The organism is Lentzea sp. NBC_00516 (assembly GCF_036346835.1).
Lineage (GTDB): Bacteria > Actinomycetota > Actinomycetes > Mycobacteriales > Pseudonocardiaceae > Lentzea > Lentzea sokolovensis.
Window position 1 is genome coordinate 9,454,700 of record NZ_CP107840.1, and the last position, 20,112, is coordinate 9,474,811.

Consider the following 20,112-nt stretch of genomic DNA (forward strand, 5'->3'; position numbering starts at 1 on the left):
GCCGCCCGCCCAGGAGGATCAATGTCGATCCAGGGAACAGTCACCCCGCAGTTCGCAGAGGTGCGCACCGAGTTCGAACGCAACTTCGCCGAACGCGGCGAGGTCGGGGCCTCCGTGCACGTGACGCTCGACGGCGAGCCCGTCGTGGACCTCTGGGGCGGTGTCGCCGATCCCGCCACCGGCCGCCTCTGGTCCGAGGAGACCATCGTCCACGTGTGGTCGTGCACCAAGGCCGCCACCGCACTGTGCGCGCACATCCTGGCCTCGCGCGGTGAACTAGATCTGAACGCACCGGTCGTGAAGTACTGGCCGGAGTACGGCGCGAACGGCAAGGACGCGACTCTCGTCCGGCACGTGTTGTCGCACCAGGCCGGCCTGCCCGCCGTCACCACACCGCTTCCGGCCGGCGCCTTCTACGACTGGGACCTGATCACCTCGACGCTCGCCGCGCAGCAGCCGTTGTGGGAACCGGGTACGCGCCACGGCTATCACGGCCTGACGTTCGGCTTCCTCGTCGGCGAGATCGTCCGCCGCGTCACGGGCCTGTCGCTCGGCCGGTTCTTCGAGAAGGAGGTCTCGGGCCCGCTCGGTCTCGACTTCTGGATGGGCCTGCCGGAGGACCTCGAACCGCACGTCGCCCCCACGATCCCGGTCGACCCGGCCCAGCCGGGCGTCCTGCTGCCGTCGCTGTTCGTCACCGCGCTGACCCGGCCGGACTCGGTGCCGGGCCTGATGCTGCTCAACAACGGCGGCTACATGGCCCCCGGCGAGTCCGATTCCCGTCAGGCCCACGCCGCCGAGATGGGCGCGATCGGCGGCATCTCGAACGCCCGCGGCCTCGCCGGCATGTACCGGCCACTCGCTCTTCACGGCGCCTACAACGGCGTGCGGCTGGTCGAGGAGGCCCAGCTCCCGCAGATGTCGAACGTGGCCGTCGCCGGACTGGACGAGGTCGTCCTGGTGCCGACGCGGTTCGCGCTCGGGTTCCAGAAGGCCACCGACAACACCCACCTGCCGCCGAACGACCGCGAAGGTTTGCTGATCTCCGAAGAAGCCTTCGGGCACAACGGGATGGGCGGCTCGCTCGGGTTCGCCGACCCCGGAGCCCGGATCTCGTTCGGCTACGCGATGAATCGGCAGGGCCCTGGCCTGGGCGTCAACGAACGCGGCCAGTCCCTTGTGGACGCCGTCTACCGCGCACTCGGCCACCGGCGGACCGGCGGTGGCACCTGGTTCCGCTAACCGGGCGGAACGACGCGGCCGAGCCGTTTGCGCACACCGTCCTGCTGGTACCGCGCGACGGTCTCGGCCAGCTGCTCGCAGGCGCGCTCGATGGACCTCCTGGCCTCGTTGCGCTCGCTGGTGACGGCGCTCAGGATCAGCCCGGTCAGCGCCACCGACCCGTTGAACGCCTGCAGCACGATCATCGTGGTCAGCAGCCCGGTGTGGGAGAACTCCCCGGAGGCCGCGGACATCACCGCGGCCACCGAGATGATCGCGGCGCACGGTGCGGCGATGGCGTGCTGGAACCGCAGCGCCGCCCAGATCAGCATCGGGAACACCAGGAACAGCAGCCGCAGCTCGGATGTCGTCACGTAGGCCGCGAGGACCGCCGTGACCACGAGCAGCGCGCCGGCCTCCGCGAGCCGGCCGCGGGAGACGTTCCCGCGGCCAGGCAAAGTGACCAGCAACGGCGTGAAGATCAGCACGCCCATGGCGTCGCCGGTCCACCACACCGCCAGCACCGCGGGCACGTCGCTCCACGGCACGGCGCCGTCGATCTTCAACGCCGCCGCGCCGACCAGCGCGCTGACGAGCATCGCTCCGAGCGCGCCCGCGAACACGAGCAGCATCGCGTCCTTCAGGCGGTTCAGCGCGGGCCGGAACCCGAAGCGCGTCAGCAGGTACCACGCGGTCAGTGGCGCGAGCGTGTTGCCCACGGTGATCATCGCGATCGCGAGTGGGCCAGCGCCGAGTGCGATGTTGGCGGACAGCGCGCCGAGCGCGATGCCGGGCCAGATCCTGCGGCCGGACATGAGCAGCGCCGCCACGGAGATCCCCGTCGGCAGCCACAACGGGGTGACCTGCCCTTTGACCAGCGCCAGGACGAGGCCCACCTTCGCCGTCGCGTAGTAAGCGACCGCCACCAGGGCGATCGTGACTGCGGTGCGGAGAGCGGCGTTCACCGCCACATGCTGCACCGGCGCACACCCGATCGCCAGACCTCGGGACCGGGCGTACCCACCTGGACCCACGGCCCGGATTCTTAGCTGTTGTGGAAGCCGCACTACAGCCCGTCACCACGACGTCGTGAGATGGAGGGCATGCGCACAGCCGAGGCGGCCGACGAGGTCCGCGTGGAGGACGGCGGACGCCGCGTGGTGGTCGTCGCCGGCCGCCTGCGCCTGCCGGTCTCCGCGGGCGTCACCGACGCGCAGGCGCTGACCCTGGCCAGAGCGGGCACGACGGCATGGCACCTCCTCCGCACGTGCGCGCACCTCAGGCCGGACGAGTCGATCGTCGTGCACGACGCCGCGAGCGAGATCGGCGCGATCGCGGTCCAGCTCGCCCGCAGCTTCGCGGCCGGCCGGGTCATCGCGACCGAGACGAGCCAGGCCCGCCGGCGCCGGGCCGTGAAGCTCGGCGCGGACGTCGCCGTGGACTCCGGCCGAGGCGGTCTGGCACAGCGCGTGATCGCGGCGAACGAGGGCAAACAGGTCGACGTCGTGCTCGATCCCGGTGGCACCCTGGAGGCCTCACTGGACGCGCTGGCGCCGTTCGGCAGGATCGTCTGCTATGGCGCTGACCAGGACGAATCCATCAAACTGACGGGCCTGCTCGGCGGCTCACGCGCGGTCATCGGGTTCCGTTTCGAGCACACTCTCGATCGACCGGACATGATCGCGAGGGCTGTCAGTGAGCTGTTCGGGTTGACCTCGGCTGGGCGATTGCGTCCGATGGCAGACAGCTAGTACTCGTTGGTAACAAGCCGCTTAAGGGGACCCATGAGGACCGTGTTCACGACCTGCCCGCTCTGCGAAGCGACGTGCGGGCTGGAGCTGACGGTCGAGGGAGACCGCATCACGAAGGTCCGCGGCGACCGCGAGGACGAGTTCAGCCGCGGCTTCATCTGCCCCAAGGGCGCCTCGCTCGGCACGCTCGACGCCGACCCCGACCGCCTGAGCACCCCGCTGATCAAGCGTGACGGCGAGTTCCAGGAGGTCACCTGGGAGGAGGCCTTCGCCTACGTCGACGAACGCCTGAAGGACTTCCCCGACCGCAACGCCGTCGCCATGTACCTCGGCAACCCGGTCGTCCACTCGCTCGCCGGCGGCCTCTACGCAGGACCGCTGCGCAAGGCCCTGGGCAGCCGCAACGTCTTCACCGCCAGCACCGTCGACCAGATGCCCAAGCACGTCCAGTGCGGCCACATGTACGGCAGCGTCTTCTCGATCCCGGTGCCCGACATCGACCGCACCGACTTCATGCTGGTGCTGGGCGCGGACCCGTTCTCGTCCAACGGCAGCCTGTGGACGGTCCCCGACGTGCCGGGCCGGTTCAAGGACCTGCAGAAACGCGGCGGCGCGTTCGTCGTCGTCGACCCGCGCCGCAGCCGCACCGCCCAGGCCGCCGACCAGCACGTCGTGATCCGGCCGGGCACCGACGTGTTCCTGCTGCTGGCGTTGATCCACGAACTGTTCGCGCAGGACCTGGTCGATCTCAAGGACCTCGCCGGGCACGTCACCGACCCCACGGCGATCCGCGCGCACGTCGAGGCCTTCAGCCCGGACGCCGTCGCCGAACGCACCGGCATCGACGCCGGCACGATCCGTGCGCTGGCAACGCGGTTGGCCGGAGCGGAGCGCGCCGCGGTCTACGGCCGGATCGGCACGACGACCGTCGAGTTCGGCACGGTCGCGTCCTGGGCGGTCGACACGCTCAACGTCCTCACCGGCAACCTCGACCGGCCCGGTGGCGTGATGTGGCCGCTGCCCGCGCACAGCAGGCGCGGAACGGGCAGCGGCAGGGGTTTCGGCATCGGCCGCTGGCACAGCCGGGTCAAGGGACACCCCGAGGTGATGGGGGAGTACCCGGCCGTCACGATGGTCGACGAGATCGAGATGCCCGGGCAGGGCCAGGTGCGGGCGCTGTTCACGATCGGTGGCAACCCCGCGCTGTCGTTGCCGAACTCGGCGCGCGTGAACGAGGCGCTGTCCTCATTGGACTTCATGGTCAGCGTGGACCCGTACCTCAACGAGACGACGAGGCACGCGGACGTCATCCTGCCGACGCCGCCGCCGTCCCGCCGCGACCACTACGACATCGCGTTCCTCAACAACTCGGTGCGCAACGTCGCCAAGTACTCGCGCGCCGCGATCCCGTTGGAGGAGGGCAGGGTCGACGAGACGGACATCTTCTTCCGGCTCGCCACGATCCTCAGCGGACTGGGCCCGGCGGCGGATCTCGACGCCATCGCCGCGTTCCAGCTGGCAGACCTCAAGAAGAAGGCAGGCGCCGACTTCGAACCCGAGGGCGAGACGCGCGAGGAACGCCTGCTGGACCTCAAACTCCGCACCGGCGCGTACGGGGTGTCGCTCCAGCAGCTTCTCGACCACCCGCACGGCATCGACCTCGGCCCGCTCACCTCGCGCCTGCCGGAGATCCTGCGCACGCCGTCCGGGAAAGTCGAACTGACCCCGCAGCCGATCATGGACGACCTGCCGCGCGTCCGGGAGGCCCTGGGGGCCCGCGAGACCGAACTGGTGCTCGTCGGTCGCAGGCACCTGCGCACCAACAACTCCTGGATGCACAACGTGCCCGCGCTGGTGAAGGGCAAGCCGTTGTGCACGCTGCTGGTGAACCCCGGCGACGCTACCCGCATCGGCCTGACCGACGGCGCGACCGCCCAGGTGACCTCGCGCGTCGGCAAGATCGAGGTGCTGGTCGAGGTCACCGCCGACATCGCGCCCGGCGTCGTCTCGATGCCGCACGGCTGGGGCCACGACCAGCCCGGCACGCGGCTCACCGTCGCCCGTGAGCACGCCGGCGTGAACGTCAACCTCCTCACCGACGACCTCCGCATCGACCCGCTCTCGGGCACCGCCGTGCTGAACGGCACCCGCGTGCAGGTCGTGCCCGCCTGAAGACCTTTCCCAGAGCGTCTAGGAGCCGCCATGACCGCCGGTGTCACCATCCCGAACGCGGTGCAGACCATCCGCCGGATAGCCGACCTGCCGTTCCTCGCGGAGCAGGCGTACGGCGACGCGGTGGCGTGGCGGTTCAAGCGGGACGGGCAGTGGCGCGAGCAGACCTACGCCGAGATCTCCGAACTGGTGCTGGACCTCGCGTCCGGGTTCGTCCACGCCGGACTGCAGGCGGGTGACCGGGTCTGCGTGCTCGCGAACACGCGTCCTGAGTGGACGGCGGTCGAACTGGCCGTGCTCGCGGCGGGCGGCATCATCGTGCCGATCTACCCGTCGAGCACGGCCGAGGAGATCGCCTGGGTGGTCGGTGACTCCGGCGCGTCGATCGTGGTGGCGGAGAACGAGGAGCAGTGCGTCAAGGTCGAGGTCGTCAGCACCGAGCTGCCCGAGCTGCGCTCGGTGTTCTCGATCGACCCCGCCGGCGACCGGCCGAGGATCGCGGATCTGCAGGACACCGGCCGCACCTCGCCGCTGGCAGACGTGCTGGACGTCCGCCGCGCCGCGATCAGGCCGGAGGACCCGAGCCTGATCATCTACACCTCGGGCACCACCGGCCCGCCCAAGGGCTGCGTTCTCACCAACGCGAACTGGGTCGCACTTTGCCGTGTCGCGGAAGAAGCCCGCATCGACGCGATGACCGGCACCGTTTACCTGTTCCTGCCGCTCGCGCACGTTTTCGCGCAGATCATCATGTTCGGAACGATGTACCGCGGCGGTGCACTGGCCTACTTCGGCGGCGACATGAAGGCCATCGTGCCGGAACTGGCCGAGGTCCGGCCGACGTTCCTGCCGTCGGTGCCGCGCATTTTCGAGAAGATCTACACGTTCGTCACGTCGAGCGTGCCCCCGGAGCAGCTCGCGCAGGCCGTGACGCTCGGTCTGGAAGTGCGGCGCCGGCGTTCGGCGGGTGAATCGGTACCGCCGGAAATGGCGGCGGCGTTCGAACAGGTCGACGCGCTGTTCGCCAACGTGCGCGCGGTGTTCGGCGGCCGGCTCGTGCAGGCGTTGTCCGGCGCCGCGCCGATCTCGCGTGAGGTGCTGCAGTTCTTCCACGCGGCCGGCGTGCCGGTGCTGGAGGGCTACGGCATGACCGAGTCCACGGCCGTGGGCACCATCAACACGCTCGGCCGCTTCAAGCTCGGCTCGGTCGGCGCGTCCGGCGTGGCCGGCTTGGAGATGTCGCTGGGGGAGGACGGCGAGCTGCTGATGCGCGGCCCGCACGTCTTCGCCGGCTACTGGCGCAACGACGAGGCCACCGCCGAGACGCTGCGGGACGGCTGGCTGCACACCGGTGACCTGGGCGAGATCGACGCGGACGGCTTCGTGACGATCACCGGCCGCAAGAAGGACATCATCATCACCGCGGGCGGCAAGAACATCGCGCCGGCGAACGTGGAGAACGTGCTGCGCCAGTCCCGCTGGATCTCGCACGCCGTCCTGTTCGGCGACCGCAAGCCGTACTGTGTGGCGCTGATCACACTCGACGCGGACGAGATCGTGCCGTGGGCGACGGCGCGTGGACTGCCGTCCGACGTCGAATCATTGGTGGGTCACCCGGACGTGCGAACGCTCGTGCGGGAAGTTGTCGACGAAGCCAACTCGCACTTCGCCAGTGTTTCCCAGGTGAAGAAGTTCGTGCTGCTCACCAGGGACCTGTCGCAGGAGGAAGGGGAGCTCACGCCAACGTTGAAGGTCAAACGCAACGTTGTACATCGCCTTCACTCTGAGTTGTACGAAGGGCTCTACGAGTAACCCGTACGTACGAGAAATCCAAAAACAGGTACATCCACCCTGGCGGAATTCTTCGGCTCAGGGCAGAGTGGGACACCAAGCGGCGCTAGGCCCCCTCCCCCCTCGGGCCCAGCCGCTTCGCGGCCCCGGCTCAGGCGTACTCCCCCCAGACGCCCTGCCGGGGCCGCCTTGCTTCAAGTGCCGTGGCCCCCTTTCGGGCCACGGCACTTTTCACTTCCGAGGTGGCGTGGTGGTGCCGCGCACGATCAGTTGCGTCTCCGCCACGATCTGCGGCACCTCGGTGTTGTCCGAGTCCAGCCAGTCGAGCAACAGGTTCACGGCGGTGCGGCCGGCCTGCGCCACCGGCATTGCCACCGTTGTCAACGCGGGCGAGCACAGCGCGGCGTACGTGAGATCGTCGAACCCGGTCACCGACACGTCGCCAGGCACGGAGATGCCGCGATCCCGCAGCCGTGCCAGCACGCCCAGCGCCATGATGTCGTTGTAGGCCACGATCGCCGTCGTGTCGGCCGCCACGGCCAGATCGGCCGCCTGCAGACCGCCCTCGTAGCGAGGCGCGAACGGGCCGAGGTCGACGAGGTCCACCTTGTGCTGTGCGACCGCCTTCATCAGCCCGCGGCGACGCTCCTGGTTGGACCATGACGTGCGAGGCCCGTTGAGGTAAGCGATCCGGTGGTGTCCCAATGCGACGAGGTGGTCGATGACGGCGTGCATCCCACCCGCCGAGTCCATCAACGCGGCGGGCACGCCGGGCAGGCGCCGGTTCAGCAGCACCAGCGACGTGGCGCCGGCCACCTCGTAGACCTGTGAGTCCTCCAGGCCCGGCGCGCACAGCACGACGCCGTCGACCTGCTTCGCCATCGCGTGCACGAGCTTCGCCTCGGCGACCGGGTCCTCGTCGCTGTCCGCCACGAACACCGCGTAGTCGGCCTGCATCGCCCGCGCCTGCACGGCCTTGAGCACGCCCGTGAAGAACGGGTTGTCGAGGTCGGGCACGACGATGCCGATGTTGCCCGTCTTGCCCGTGATGAGCCCGCGGGCAGCCCGGTTGGGCTGGTAGCCGAGCTCGGTCGCGGCAGCCAGCACACGCGATCTGGTCTCCGGGCGCACGAGCTCAGGAGACGTCAGCGCACGCGAAACGGTGGCTACCGATACGTGCGCCCTACGAGCCACGTCGCGGATGGTGACTGCCACGGATACCTCACCCTCAACTGCCGGTTGAAACAATCATGACGGGTCAGGCATCAAGAAGGGTCCTTGAGTCTGGTCACGAGCTGGGTCGGGTTCACAAACCTAAGCGCGATCACCAGCAACACCAACATCGACCCCGTGTAGATCACGGCCATCGAGTCGACCATCTGCTGTGGCCGGATGCCCGCCGACGACATGGCCTCGTACAGCGACACCACCAGGGTCTGGCTGGCGGGACCCGCCGTGAGGAACGTCAGTTCGAACATGCCGACCGTCCTCACCAGCACGAGGATCGACGCCGCGAGGACGCCCGGCACGAGCAACGGCGCCAGCACGCGGGTGAAGATCGCGAACGTCGAGGCGCCGCACATCCGCGCCGCCGACTCGATCTTCGTGTCGATCTGCTCGATGAACGGCGTCATCGTCAGCACGACGAACGGCACGGCCGGCACGAGGTTCGCCGCGATCACCCCGAACATGCTGCCCGCCAGGTGGAACTTGTAGAGCACGGTCGCGAGCGGGATGCCGTACGTCATCGGCGGCATCAGGATCGGCAGCAGGAACAGCACGTTGAGCAGCTTCTTGCCGGGGAAGTTGCGTCGTGCCAGCGCGTACGCCGTAGGAACTCCGATGAGGACGGAGATGACCACGACCGAGATCGCGACCTGGAACGTCACGACCAGCACGTCCAGCAGCCGGTAGTCGCGCCACGCCTCGCCGTACCACTTGCCGGTGTACCCGTCGGGCAGCCAGGTGCCGAACCACGTCTCCGCGAACGAGTTCGTGACGACCGCGCCGACGATGCCGGCCAGATTGAGCATGAAAAACGCCAGAGCGCCCCAGGTCAGCCATACAACAGGCCGAGCGGTGAGCCTCATCCCTTGCCTCCCGTCGCACCGCGGTACAGGGACGTGCGCCAGATCAGCACCACGCCGATCACGATCAGCATCACCAGCGCCATCAGCATCGCGATCGCCGAGCCCAGCGCGAAGTCGTTGTCCCGCAACGCCGTCTCGTACGCGGCGATCGACATCACGTGCGTCTCGCCGACCGGGTCGCCGACCATGACCGCGCTGGGGAACACGCTGAACGCCAGCACGAAGCTCAGACAGAACGTGACCGCGAGCCCCGGTGCCAGCAGCGGCATGGTGATCGTCCGGAACCGCTGCCGCCGCGAGGCGCCCAGCGTCGCCGCGGCCTGTTCCAGCGTCGGGTCGATGCCGGAGAGGTATGACAGCGTCAGCAGGAACGCGAACGGGAACCCGGTGATGACCAGGCTGAACAGCACACCCCAGTAGTTGTGGGTGAGCTTCGCCGGTTCGTCCGCGCCCAGCGCCATCCAGATCCGGTTGAACCACCCGGCGGGCCCGAAGAAGGCGAGCAGTCCCTCCGCCGTCAGCACGGTGCCGAGCGTGATCGGGACGACCAGGATCGTCGTGAGCGCCCGCTTGCCCCGGAACCTCCCGCGCATCCGGAACGCGATCGGGATGGACGCCAGCACGTTGAACAACGCCGCGGGCAGCCCGAGCCGCAGCGTGATCCAGACGGTCTCCGCCAGGTAGGGGTCGGAGAAGAAGGTGATGTAGTTCTGGAACGGGCTGCCGCCGCCCTTGGGCTGGAACGACAGCTGCAACCCGTACAGGAACGGGTAGACGAACAGCAGCACCACGAAGACCACGCCCGGCACCAGCAGCCACAGCACGCGGTCGACGCCCTTCTCGGCGAGCCGGTGCCTCAGCGACGCCCTCTCCAGTAAGGCGGTCACGAGAACACCAGCACGCGTTCGACCGGCACCTTCACCATGATCGTGTCGCCGGGCGCCAGCCGGGAGTTGGTGCGGACGTGCAACGGCGAACCGTCGCGCAGCCGGGCCTCCACCGCCTGCTCACGCCCGTGGTACTCGACGATCTCGACCACTGCTTCGAGCGTGTTCTCGCCGGATTCCCCGACGATGAAGTCCTCGGGCCGGACCGCCGCCACGGCCTCCGTCCCGAGCTCTTCCCGTTTGACGCCGACGAGCCGCACGCCGTCTCCGGTGTGGACGGTCGTGTGCTCGCCGTCCTGGGAGGCGACGGTCACCGGGATCATGTTGCGGTAGCCCATGAACCCGGCCACGTACCGGTTCACCGGGTGCGCGTAGACCTCCTCCGGCGAGCCGACCTGCTGCACCTCGCCCAGCCGCAGGACCACGAGCCGGTCGGCGAGGGCCAGCGCCTCCTCCTGGTCGTGCGTGACGTACACGGTGGTGAGCCCGAGCGACTGGTGCAGCCGCCGGATCTCCGTGCGCATCTCCAGCCGCAGCGAGGCGTCCAGATTGGACAATGGTTCGTCCATCAGCACCAACGGCGGTTCCAGCACGATCGCGCGGGCGATCGCCACCCGTTGCTGCTGGCCACCGGAAAGCTGGGCCGGGAACTTGTGCTGGTGCTCCTCCAACTGCACGAGGCGCACGGCCTCGTCCACCCGCCGGTTCAGCTCGGCCTTGGGTGTCCTGCGCATGGACAGCCCGAACGCGATGTTGCGCCGCACCGACATGTGCGGGAACAGCGCGTAGTTCTGGAACACCATGCCGAACCCGCGCTTCTCCGGCGGCAGGTCGTCGATCCGCTTGCCGTCCAGCGTGATCCGCCCGCCGGTGAGCGGCAGCAGTCCCGCCAGGCAGTTCAGCGCCGTCGACTTCCCGCACCCGGACGGTCCGAGCAGGGCGACGAACTCGCCGCCCTTGATCGTGAGATCCATGCCCTGCAGGGCAACGGTGTCACCGAACGCCCGCCGCACGTGATCCAGGTGCAGTTCCGCGAACCTCACTTCTTGCCGATCTCTCGGTCCCACCGCTGGAACGCCTTCACCTGAGCCGTGGCCGGCAGCGACTGCTCCTTCGGGTTCTCCTCGATCAACCTGTCGTACTCGGCACGGCCGAACTTCGCGATGGCCTCCTGCGACTCCTTCGGCGCCATGTCCAGCGTGACGCCCTTGACCGCGGGGCCGGGGTAGAAGTAGCCCTTGTCGTAGGCCTTGGCCTGCTGCCGCGGCTCCAGCATGAACTTGATCAGCGCCAGGTTCGCCGAGAGCACGTCCGCGGAGACGCCCTTGGGGATCACGGCGTAGTGCGCGTCGGTGACCCAGTGGAAGTCCTTGAACGTCGCGATCTTCATGCCCTCCGGCACCGAACCGAGCACGCGTGGGTTGATGTCCCAGCCGGTGGTCGAGGCGACCATCCACGACGTGCCGTTCGCGAGGTTCTTCATGACGTCGGTCGTGCCGCCGGGGTAGTTGTCGACGTACTGGCCGAGTTCCTTCAGGTACGCCCAGGTCTTGTCCCAGCCGTTCTCCGGGTCCTTGGGATCCTTGTCCCCCAACAGGTACGGCAGTCCCATGAGGAACGTCCTGCCGGGACCGGAGTTCGCGGGCCGCGCGTACTGGAACTTGCCGGGATGCGCCTTCGCCCACTCCAGCAGTTCGGCCGGAGACGACGGGGGAGTCGGCACCTTCGCCGGGTCGTACTCGAGCAGTGGTCCGGCCGGGTAGTAGGTGATCGCGATGCCCTGGTTCTGCGCGAGCTTCTGCATCTCGTTGGCCGAGGGAAGGTACACGTCTTCGAGCTTCGGGAGCCTCGCCGAATATTCGGGGAGCACGGTGTGGACGAGTTTCTGCTCGATGACGCTCGCCAGGCCGTCGGTTCCGGTAAGCACCAGATGGGTCTGCGAGGTGCCCGAGTTCTGCTCGGCCTTCAGCTTGCCCGGCATGTCGGGCGCCGTCGCCTTGGTGGCGTTCACCTTCGACACGACATCGGGGTGCGCCTTGACGAAATCGTCGATCATGCCCTGCGTGAGCTGCAGGTTGCCGGCGACGTCGAGCACGTTCAGCTCGACCGGTTTCGACGGCTTGTCCGGGACGGAGGAGGGCGCGTCCTGCGCCTGGGGGACTTCCGGCGCACCACACGCCGTGACGAGCAGGAAGGCGGGGATGACGAGCCGCAACTTCATTGTCCAGCGCATCTCATGGCTCCCTAACTGACTCTGGACCTGGCGCGCGAAAACGTTTACGGTTTTTCTGTAACACTCGTACACCCGCCGCCGGGTCGAACGCAATGCCGCCGCCGCACCACCTTTTCCCAACGAAAGTGGGAGGCTTCTGTGGCACCCCGTTCACGGCGGTCGCCGGCGAGAACCGGCTTCCTGGTCACCGCACTCGCAGTGAGCTCGCTCGTCTCCGCCGCGCCTTCAGCCGCCGCCGCGGATGTCCTGCTGTCCCAAGGAAAACCGGCGACCGAGTCGGCGTCCGGCGGCGCGAACTACGCGCCTCGCAATGCCGTCGACGGCAACGCGGCGACGCGCTGGGCCAGCAAGTCGAACACCGACCCCGCGTGGATCCGCGTCGACCTCGGCGCGTCCGCGACCATCAGCCGCGTCCGGCTGCAGTGGGACCTCTCGTGCGCCAAGGCGTACCGGGTCGAGACCTCGGACAACGACTCGACGTGGACACCGATCCACACCACCGCGGACGGCAAGGGCGGCGTCGAGGACCTGACGGTCACCGGCCGCGGCCGTTACGTCCGCGTGTACGGCACCACGCGCTGCCGCACCGGCACGTCGTACGGCTACTCCTTGCAGGAGTTCCAGGTCTTCGGCAACACCGGCCCCGCCGACGCCGAACCGCCGAGCGCGCCCGCGAACCTCGTCGCGTCGGACGTCAAGCCCGACTCGGCGAAGCTGACGTGGGAGCCGTCGACGGACAACGTCGCGGTGACGTCGTACGAGATCTACAACCTGGGCCAGTTCGTGAAGTCCGTGCCCGGCACGTCCACCACGATGACGGACTTGAAGCCGAACACCACGTACGGCTTCTACGTCAACGCGAAGGACGCCGCCGGCAACATCTCGCAGGCCTCCAACACCGCGGAGTTCAGGACCCCACCCGCACAGGAGGATCCGATCCCGCCGACCGCGCCGAAGAACCTCCGTTCACCGGCGCAGACCGCGAACTCGGTGTCGCTGGCGTGGGACGCGTCGACCGACAACATCGGCGTGACGCGGTACGAGATCTACAGCGCGGGCGCGAAGGTCGGTGACTCGACCACGACGTCAGCGACCATCGGCGGCCTGAAGGCGAACACCGACTACAAGTTCACCGTCAAGGCCTTCGACGCCGTCGGCAACGCCTCACCCGCGTCGAACGAACTGACCGCGCGCACGAAGTCCGGCGGCGACCAGGTCGGCGCCGTTACGCAGATCGCCACCGACAACGACGTGCCGTGGGGCCTCGCGTTCCTGCCCAACGGCGACGGCGTCTACTCGCGCCGCGACGCGCAGGACATCGTGCGCATCACGCCTTCCGGCCAGAAGACCACGCTGGGCAAGGTTCCCGGTGTCTCCGGCACCAACGGCGAAGGCGGTCTGCTGGGCATCGAGCTCTCACCGGCGTTCGCCTCGGACGGCCTGATCTACTTCTACCACACGGCTTCCGGCGACAACCGGATCGTGCGCGCGAAGATCGAGGGCAACACGTTGACGGGCTGGACGACGTTGCTGACCGGCATCCCGCGCAACAAGTTCCACAACGGCGGCCGCCTGCGCTTCGGCGCCGACGGCAAGCTCTACGCGGGCACCGGCGACGGCCAGAACGGCGCGAACGCCCAGAACAAGCAGAACCTGGGCGGCAAGGTGCTGCGCCTGAACCCGGACGGTTCCGCGCCGTCCGACAACCCGTTCTTCAGCGAGGGCGGCAACGCGCGTTACGTCTGGACCTACGGCCACCGCAACGTCCAGGGCCTCGCCACGGACTCGCAGGGCCGCCTGTGGCAGGCGGAACTCGGCAACTCGAACATGGACGAGGTCAACCTGCTGCAGAAGGGCGGCAACTACGGCTGGCCGTCCTGCGAGGGAACCTCCGGCTCCTGTGGCGGTTACGTGGCACCGAAGAAGACCTTCTCGGTCGGCTCGGCCTCGCCCTCGGGCCTCGCGATCGTGAACGACGTGCTGTTCCTCGCGGCCCTGCGCGGCGAACGCCTGTACCGCATGCAGATCAGCGGCTCGTCGGTCGGCACCACGACGTCGCACTTCCAGGGCACCTACGGCCGGCTCCGCACCCCGGAACCCGCGCCGGACGGGTCGCTGTGGGTCACGACGTCCAACGGGGACAAGGACTCCACGGCGGGCAACAGCTCCACCAAGCTCCTGAAGGTGGCGCTGAACTAGCGGAACTACGCCTTGAGGGGCACTCCGCGCGGAGTGCCCCTCATCGTCAGGCGGACCGGGTCCGCCGCCCGCGCACGAAGATCGTCGTGACCACGTACGCCAGAAAAACCAGCTGCGCGCCGGCCACGGCTCCGGTCACCCACACCGGCGTCGCATCGGGAAGTGCTCCCAGCGCCAGTGTCGGACCGGCCACGCCACCCACGGTGGCCACGGCCAGCGACATCGAGTCGGTCAGTTCGTGCAACCGGCCCGACGGTCCTCTCACGTCCACGGCTTTGTCGTCGAACTCGATGCGCAGCTGTGCCGTGTCGCCAGGCTCGTCGTTCGGCTCCGGTTCGCCCAGGTCCGGAGTCACAACACCTGTGTTCACAAGTGTCTCCCTCTACCCGGCACAACCGTTGCGCTCGCCCTGAACGCGGCGACCGGGGGACCGTGTCGCGATGTTTCGCTCCCCCCAAGCGCCAAACGTCGCGTCGCGGTCCGCCCTCAGGATAGCGCCGCACCACCGGTCTTCCGCAACCGATTCGCCACATTTTCTGTGTCAAAAAGCTGCCGAACATGTGCGAGCATGGATGCATGGGAACCGACAAGCCGGCCGTCGTCGAACGCGTCAACGTCGCGTTGATCGCCGACTCGGCCGCCGCGCTGGCCAAGCTCCAGGCGCGCACCGGCATGAAGAAGGTCGACATCGTCAACCGGGCCGTGCAGCTCTACGAGTTCCTGGAGGCGCAGATGCGCGAGGGCAGGGAACTCGTGGTGCGCGACGAGAACGGCATCGACCGCATCGTCAAGGTCTTCTGACCGTCAACCCGTTCAGCAGCAACGAGATCAACCGCCGCGGGTCGTAGCGCGGATCGTCGTCGCGCCCGATGCACAGGTTCCCGATGCCGCGCATCAGCTCGAACGGCCGCACGTCGTCCCGGATCTCACCGGCCTCGACCGCCGCCGAGAGCAACGACTCGCACACCGGGCCGAGCCGGTCCAGGAAGTACTCGTGCAACGACTGGAACCCGCTGCTGTCCGACTGCATCGCGCCGGCGAGCCCGTGCTTGGTCACCAGGAAGTCCACGAACAGGTCGATCCACGCCCGCAGGGCCGCGAATGGCGAGTCCGAAGTGGACAACAGGACCGGGCCCGCCTCCGCGCACGCCTCGACCTGGTGCCGGTAGACGGCCACGACGAGGTCCGCGCGGGTGGGGAAGTGGCGGTAGATCGTGCCCATGCCGACGCCGGCCTCTGCCGCGATCTCGCGGATCGGCGCGTCGACACCGGACCTGACGAACACCTCGGCCGCGGCCGTGAGCAGGGTCTGCTCGTTGCGCACGGCGTCGGCTCGCTTGCGTGGTGGCACGCGCGCTCCCTTCGCGGACGGTTGACAAAGCGGAACAGTGCTCCGTATCGTTCCGGAACGTCGCTCCGCTTGAGTGGACTGTACTCGAAGGGAAACCCATGACCGTCTTCACGGTGAGCCCTGTCGTTCTCGACGTTCCCGGCAGGCCCGTTGACCTGCAGGTGAAGGTCTCCGCGCCGACCGAGGGCGTCGGCCTGCCGATCCTGCTGCTCTCGCACGGGCAGGGCTACTCGAACCACCTGTCCTCGCTGAACGGCTACGCGCCGCTCGCGAACCACTGGGCCGAACAGGGCTTCGTCGTCCTGCAGCCGACCCACCTGAGCAGCAGGTCCCTGAACCTGCCCGCCACCACGCCCGGCGCGCCGATGTTCTGGCGCGAACGGGCCGAGGACATGTCGCACGTCATCGACCGGCTCGACGAGATCGAGAAGGCCGTACCGCAGCTGCAGAACCGCTGGGACCGCACGAAGATCGCGGTCGTCGGCCACTCGATGGGCGGCCACACCGCGAGCCTGCTGCTGGGCATGAAGACCGAGGGCGTGAGCCTGAGGGACGACCGGATCAGGGCGGGCGTGCTGCTCGGCTCGACCGGCCGCGGTGACGCCGTCACCGACGTGGTGAAGGAGAACTACTCCTTCATGCAGACCACGGACTTCAGCGAGATGACCGCGCCCGCCCTCGTGGTCGCCGGTGACGCGGACGCCTCCGCGCACCTCACCACCATGGGGCCGGACTGGCACGCCGACCCGTACCACCTGGCGCCCGGCCCGAAGGACCTGCTGACCTTGTTCGGCGCGGAGCACGGGTTCGGCGGCGTCTCCGGCTACGACGTCGCCGAGACCACGGACGAGAACCCCGAACGGGTCGCGGTCGTGCAGCAGCTCACCACGGCCTACCTGCGCGGTCAGCTGCTCGGGACCACCGACTGGCAGGACGTGGCCACCGAGCAGGGCCGCATCGAGTCCAAATAGGACTCAGTGCGCGTTGGGCTCCGGATTCGCACCGGGGCGTGACAGGAACTCGAAGTCGCAGCCCTCGTTGGCCTGCGTGATGTGCTCGTAGTACAAAGCGCCGTACCCGCGTTCGAACTTCGGCGGCGGCGGTGTCCACGCGTCCCGGCGACGCGCCATCTCCTCGTCGGAGATCTCCACGCGCAACACCCGCGCCTCGACGTCCAGCGTCACGAGGTCGCCGTCCCGCACCAACGCCAGCGGCCCGCCGATGTGCGCCTCTGGTGCCACGTGCAGAACGCATGCGCCATAAGAAGTTCCGCTCATCCGCGCGTCCGACACGCGCACCATGTCCCGGACACCCTCGCGCAGCAGCTTGTCCGGGATGGGCAGCATCCCGTATTCCGGCATGCCGGGCCCGCCCTTCGGGCCGCCACCGGCCAGCACGATCACCGAATCCTTCGTGACTGCCAGCGAAGCGTCGTTGATCCGTGCCTGTAGATCCTTGTAGCCGTGGAAGACCACGGCGGGCCCGGTGTGCCGCCACAACGCGGGATCAGCCGCCACGTACTTGATCACCGCACCGTCAGGAGCCAGATTGCCCCGCAGCACAGCCAGTCCGCCCTCGGGGGAGATCGGGTCGTCCAGGGGCCGGATCACGGAGGAGTCGTACACCTCGGCGCCTTCGAGGTCCTCGCCGAACGTCCGCCCCGTCACCGTGATCCGCTTGAGGTGCAACGACTCCCGCAACCGCGACAGCAGCCCGCGCAGCCCGCCCGCGTAGTAGAAGTCCTCCATCAGGTGCTCGCCGGCGGGCTGCACCGAGGCCAGCACCGGCACTTCACGCGACAACCGGTCGAAGTCGTCCAGCGACAACGAGATCCGCGACCGCCCGGCCATCGCGATCAGGTGGATGTACGAGTTCGTGGACCCGCCCAGCGCCAGCACGGTCCGAATCGCGTCCTCGTAGGCCTCCGCCGACACGACGTCGTCGATCGTCAGTCCCTCGCGCACCATCTCGACCACGCGCATGCCGGACGCCGCCGCCATCCGGTAGTGCGCCGAGTCGACGGCCGGAATCGACGACGCCCCGGGCAGAGTCAGCCCCAACGCCTCCGCGGCGGCCGTCATCGTCGAGGCCGTGCCCATCGTCATGCACGTGCCGGGGGAGCGGGCCAGCCCGGACTGGATCTCCGCCCAGTCCGCGGACGAGATCGTGCCCGCCCGCTTCTCGTCCCAGAACCGCCACATGTCCGTGCCGGACGCGAGCTTCTCGCCCCGCCAGTTCCCGCGCAGCATCGGCCCGGCGGGCACGAACACCGTGGGCAGTCCGGCGGAAGCCGCGCCCATCAGCAACGCCGGGGTCGTCTTGTCGCAGCCGCCCATCAGCACGCAGCCGTCGACGGGATAGGAGCGGAGGATCTCCTCGGTCTCCATCGACAGCATGTTCCGGTACATCATCGGAGTCGGCTTCTGATACGTCTCCGACAACGTGGAGACCGGGAACTCCAACGGATAGCCGCCCGCCTCCCACACCCCGCGCTCGACCTGCTGGGCCCGTTCGCGCAGATGCATGTGGCACGGGTTGATGCCGCTCCACGTGTTCAGGATCGCGATGACCGGCTTGCCGAGGTGCTCACCCGGATTCATGCCGAGCTGCCGCATGCGGGCGTTGTGCGAGAACGCCCGCAGTCCCTCGCCCTCGAACCACGCAGCGCTCCGGAGCTTCTTCTGGGCGAACGTCACAGCAGACTCCACGAGTTCAGCAGCACACCCACGGCAGAACGATCAGCCTCGGACAGAACCGAAGCAGGCGGACGCACGTCCCGACGGCACAAACCGAGCTGCGCCAACGCTTCCTTCACCACGGACACGTTGTTCGCCGACTCGGAGGCGGCCCGCAACTCCTCGAACTCGCGGATGAACTCCCAGAACTCCATCGCCGCGCCGAACTCACCTGCCTGCAGACAACGGAACATCTGCACCGACAGCTGCGGCGCGACGTTCGCCAGCCCCGACGTGAATCCGGAAGCTCCGACCGCGAAGTACCCCGGCGCCGACAGCTCGGCCAGTCCGGCGACCCACGTCAGCCGCTCCAGTCCGGCGTCCCGCGCGACCGACGCGAACCGCACCGGATCCGGTACCGCGTACTTCACGCCGACGACGTTCGGGCACGTGTCCGCCAGCGCGGCGATCTGCGCGCCACCGATCCGCGGGTTCCGCACGTAGAGGACCACGCTCAGCTCGGGCACCGAGGAGGCGATCGCCCGGTGGTAGTCGACCCACCCGTCCAGCGAGACGTACGGGTGCACCGGCTGGTGGATCATGATCCCCTGAGCACCGGCCCGATCCGCGAACCGGGCGGCGGCGACGGCGGACGACAGGTCGTGCCCGACCCCGGCGACGATCGAGGCGCGGTCCCCGACCGCGTCCACGGTGATCTGCAGCGCGCGCTCCGTCTCGGCGGAGGACAACGTGTAGAACTCGCTCGTGTTGCCGTTCGGCGTCACGACCGAGACTCCGCCGTCGACCATCCGGTCCACGATCGCGGCGTAGTTCTTCTCGTCGATCGCCCCGTCCGCGTCGAACGGGGTCACGGTGATCGCCACGACGGACGCCAGCTGTTCGGAGAGGTCATCGAACGACATCGGGAAGCTCCTCGACTACTCGGTCGGCGAAGGTCTGGATGTGGCGGCGGAGCAGGTCGGCCGCGGCGTCGCCGAATCCCTCCTCGGCGGCGACGAGGATCGCGCGGTGCTCGGCGTCCTCGGCGTCCCAGGTCGGGCTGATGCCCCAGCCCGCGACGGTGATCAACGCGGCCTGGTCGCGCAGCCCGTCGAGGATCCGGACCAGCAACGGGTTGCCGCACCCGGCGTAGAGCGCGCGGTGGAAGCGGCGGTTGGCCAGACTGCGCCGGGCCAGGTCAGAGGTGTCGTCCAACGCCGATCGGGCCTCGGCGAAGTCGGCCCCCAGTGCGACGGAACGGCGCAGCGCCTCGGGTTCCATCAGCATCCGGACGTCGTAGACGGACGAGGCCATCTCGGCGTCGACCGTGCGGACCGTGGCCCCCTTGTACGGGCTCATCACGACCAGTCCCGATCCGGCGAGCGTCTTGAGCGCCTCGCGCACGGGCGTCTTCGAGACGTTCAGCGTCGCGGCGAGATCGGTTTCGACGAGCGCCTGTCCGGGCTTCAGCTTTCCATAAAGAATCGCTTCTTTGATCGATTCCAGAACGAAGTCCGTCCGGGACGCCGGAAGTGCTCCAACCCGGTCATACATCATATATGAGAGCGTAGGAGCTGCTGGAGGCCCAGGTCAACCGTCTCGTGTGGGCTGCACAACGTCCTTGTATCTGCGTTGAACCAACTTCCTCCACGGCTCGTTTTGAAGGTGTTGGTCACCGCCGACGCGGGACTGGAGAAGGAGAAATTTGAGTGAATCGTTCCGCGTAACCGTGTCCATTGCCG

Annotated in this window: 18 protein-coding genes; 7 read left to right on the forward strand and 11 right to left on the reverse strand. The window is 68.5% G+C overall.

The window, feature by feature from the left end; translation table 11 throughout:
- Positions 1-21: 21 nt before the first annotated feature.
- Positions 22-1,242 (forward strand): serine hydrolase domain-containing protein, encoded by a 1,221-nt coding sequence (locus OG205_RS44040; protein WP_330273673.1) that lies wholly within the window; start codon positions 22-24, stop codon positions 1,240-1,242.
- Here OG205_RS44040 and OG205_RS44045 read toward each other — a convergent pair.
- Positions 1,239-2,186 (reverse strand): MASE1 domain-containing protein, encoded by a 948-nt coding sequence (locus OG205_RS44045; protein ID WP_330273674.1) that lies wholly within the window; start codon positions 2,184-2,186, stop codon positions 1,239-1,241. The two genes, OG205_RS44040 and OG205_RS44045, sit on opposite strands and share 4 nt — an antisense overlap.
- A 138-nt stretch (positions 2,187-2,324) precedes the next feature.
- Here OG205_RS44045 and OG205_RS44050 point away from each other — a divergent pair, with 138 nt between their 5' ends.
- Genes OG205_RS44050 through OG205_RS44060 form a run of 3 tightly spaced genes read left to right on the forward strand, consistent with a single transcriptional unit; the run spans position 2,325 to position 6,956 of the window.
- Positions 2,325-2,972, forward strand: coding sequence for a zinc-binding dehydrogenase (locus OG205_RS44050; RefSeq protein ID WP_330273675.1), 648 nt, complete (start codon positions 2,325-2,327; stop codon positions 2,970-2,972).
- A 33-nt stretch (positions 2,973-3,005) separates the two neighbouring features.
- Positions 3,006-5,144, forward strand: coding sequence for a molybdopterin oxidoreductase family protein (locus OG205_RS44055; protein ID WP_330273676.1), 2,139 nt, complete (start codon positions 3,006-3,008; stop codon positions 5,142-5,144).
- 30 nt (positions 5,145-5,174) lie between these two features.
- Positions 5,175-6,956 carry an AMP-dependent synthetase/ligase gene (locus OG205_RS44060; protein ID WP_330273677.1) on the forward strand — a complete coding sequence of 594 codons (1,782 nt, stop codon included), beginning with the start codon at positions 5,175-5,177 and terminating at the stop codon, positions 6,954-6,956.
- Between the two features lie 210 nt (positions 6,957-7,166).
- On the opposite strand, the gene OG205_RS44065 is transcribed toward OG205_RS44060, so the two are convergent.
- Genes OG205_RS44065 through OG205_RS44085 form a run of 5 tightly spaced genes read right to left on the reverse strand, consistent with a single transcriptional unit; the run spans position 7,167 to position 12,145 of the window.
- On the reverse strand, positions 7,167-8,150 hold the full coding sequence (locus OG205_RS44065) for a LacI family DNA-binding transcriptional regulator (protein WP_319978778.1): 984 nt from the start codon (positions 8,148-8,150) through the stop codon (positions 7,167-7,169).
- Between the two features lie 50 nt (positions 8,151-8,200).
- A complete protein-coding gene (locus OG205_RS44070; RefSeq protein ID WP_330273678.1) occupies positions 8,201-9,025 on the reverse strand; it encodes an ABC transporter permease in 825 nt (274 codons plus the stop codon).
- Positions 9,022-9,912, reverse strand: a complete 891-nt coding sequence (locus OG205_RS44075; protein WP_330273679.1) for an ABC transporter permease — start codon at positions 9,910-9,912, stop codon at positions 9,022-9,024. The genes OG205_RS44070 and OG205_RS44075 overlap by 4 nt, the downstream gene beginning before the upstream one ends.
- The gene (locus OG205_RS44080; RefSeq protein ID WP_330273680.1) at positions 9,909-10,955 is read right to left on the reverse strand and encodes an ABC transporter ATP-binding protein; all 1,047 of its coding nucleotides are present in this window, start codon (positions 10,953-10,955) and stop codon (positions 9,909-9,911) included. The genes OG205_RS44075 and OG205_RS44080 overlap by 4 nt, the downstream gene beginning before the upstream one ends.
- A complete protein-coding gene (locus tag OG205_RS44085) occupies positions 10,952-12,145 on the reverse strand; it encodes an extracellular solute-binding protein (protein WP_330273681.1) in 1,194 nt (397 codons plus the stop codon). The genes OG205_RS44080 and OG205_RS44085 overlap by 4 nt, the downstream gene beginning before the upstream one ends.
- A gap of 198 nt (positions 12,146-12,343) precedes the next feature.
- Between OG205_RS44085 and OG205_RS44090 the strand changes: the two genes are divergently transcribed.
- Positions 12,344-14,344: a PQQ-dependent sugar dehydrogenase gene (locus OG205_RS44090; protein ID WP_330273682.1), complete on the forward strand. Its 2,001-nt coding sequence runs from the start codon at positions 12,344-12,346 to the stop codon at positions 14,342-14,344.
- Positions 14,345-14,390: 46 nt separating this feature from the next.
- Here OG205_RS44090 and OG205_RS44095 read toward each other — a convergent pair whose 3' ends face one another.
- Positions 14,391-14,714 (reverse strand): hypothetical protein, encoded by a 324-nt coding sequence (locus OG205_RS44095; RefSeq protein ID WP_330273683.1) that lies wholly within the window; start codon positions 14,712-14,714, stop codon positions 14,391-14,393.
- Between the two features lie 206 nt (positions 14,715-14,920).
- Between OG205_RS44095 and OG205_RS44100 the strand changes: the two genes are divergently transcribed.
- Complete coding sequence (locus OG205_RS44100; RefSeq protein ID WP_330273684.1) at positions 14,921-15,145, forward strand: hypothetical protein; 225 nt, start codon at positions 14,921-14,923, stop codon at positions 15,143-15,145.
- Here OG205_RS44100 and OG205_RS44105 read toward each other — a convergent pair.
- Positions 15,132-15,695, reverse strand: coding sequence for a TetR/AcrR family transcriptional regulator (locus tag OG205_RS44105; RefSeq protein WP_330273685.1), 564 nt, complete (start codon positions 15,693-15,695; stop codon positions 15,132-15,134). The two genes, OG205_RS44100 and OG205_RS44105, sit on opposite strands and share 14 nt — an antisense overlap.
- A 98-nt stretch (positions 15,696-15,793) precedes the next feature.
- On the opposite strand from OG205_RS44105, the gene OG205_RS44110 reads away from it, so the two are divergent.
- Positions 15,794-16,666, forward strand: coding sequence for an alpha/beta hydrolase family protein (locus OG205_RS44110; protein WP_442916687.1), 873 nt, complete (start codon positions 15,794-15,796; stop codon positions 16,664-16,666).
- 3 nt (positions 16,667-16,669) lie between these two features.
- Here the strand turns inward: OG205_RS44110 and araD are convergent, their stop codons facing one another.
- From araD to OG205_RS44125, 3 genes are read right to left on the reverse strand one after another with little or no spacing between them, the layout of a single operon-like run.
- Positions 16,670-18,391: an L-arabinonate dehydratase gene (gene araD, locus OG205_RS44115; protein WP_330273687.1), complete on the reverse strand. Its 1,722-nt coding sequence runs from the start codon at positions 18,389-18,391 to the stop codon at positions 16,670-16,672.
- The gene (locus OG205_RS44120; protein ID WP_330273688.1) at positions 18,388-19,293 is read right to left on the reverse strand and encodes a dihydrodipicolinate synthase family protein; all 906 of its coding nucleotides are present in this window, start codon (positions 19,291-19,293) and stop codon (positions 18,388-18,390) included. Before OG205_RS44120 ends, araD begins: the two co-directional genes overlap by 4 nt.
- Positions 19,280-19,927, reverse strand: coding sequence for a GntR family transcriptional regulator (locus OG205_RS44125; protein WP_330273689.1), 648 nt, complete (start codon positions 19,925-19,927; stop codon positions 19,280-19,282). Before OG205_RS44125 ends, OG205_RS44120 begins: the two co-directional genes overlap by 14 nt.
- Positions 19,928-20,112 lie beyond the last annotated feature (185 nt).

What these genes read in the sequence shown, in the direction of transcription:
- OG205_RS44100 (WP_330273684.1), top strand. Translation starts at nt 14,921, where the DNA reads ATGGGAACCGACAAGCCGGCCGTCGTCGAACGCGTCAACGTCGCGTTG.
- OG205_RS44110 (WP_442916687.1), top strand. Translation starts at nt 15,794, where the DNA reads ATGACCGTCTTCACGGTGAGCCCTGTCGTTCTCGACGTTCCCGGCAGG.
- OG205_RS44040 (WP_330273673.1), top strand. Translation starts at nt 22, where the DNA reads ATGTCGATCCAGGGAACAGTCACCCCGCAGTTCGCAGAGGTGCGCACC.
- OG205_RS44085 (WP_330273681.1), bottom strand. Translation starts at nt 12,145, where the DNA reads ATGCGCTGGACAATGAAGTTGCGGCTCGTCATCCCCGCCTTCCTGCTC.
- OG205_RS44060 (WP_330273677.1), top strand. Translation starts at nt 5,175, where the DNA reads ATGACCGCCGGTGTCACCATCCCGAACGCGGTGCAGACCATCCGCCGG.
- OG205_RS44070 (WP_330273678.1), bottom strand. Translation starts at nt 9,025, where the DNA reads ATGAGGCTCACCGCTCGGCCTGTTGTATGGCTGACCTGGGGCGCTCTG.
- OG205_RS44120 (WP_330273688.1), bottom strand. Translation starts at nt 19,293, where the DNA reads ATGTCGTTCGATGACCTCTCCGAACAGCTGGCGTCCGTCGTGGCGATC.
- OG205_RS44125 (WP_330273689.1), bottom strand. Translation starts at nt 19,927, where the DNA reads ATGATGTATGACCGGGTTGGAGCACTTCCGGCGTCCCGGACGGACTTC.
- OG205_RS44055 (WP_330273676.1), top strand. Translation starts at nt 3,006, where the DNA reads ATGAGGACCGTGTTCACGACCTGCCCGCTCTGCGAAGCGACGTGCGGG.
- OG205_RS44050 (WP_330273675.1), top strand. Translation starts at nt 2,325, where the DNA reads ATGCGCACAGCCGAGGCGGCCGACGAGGTCCGCGTGGAGGACGGCGGA.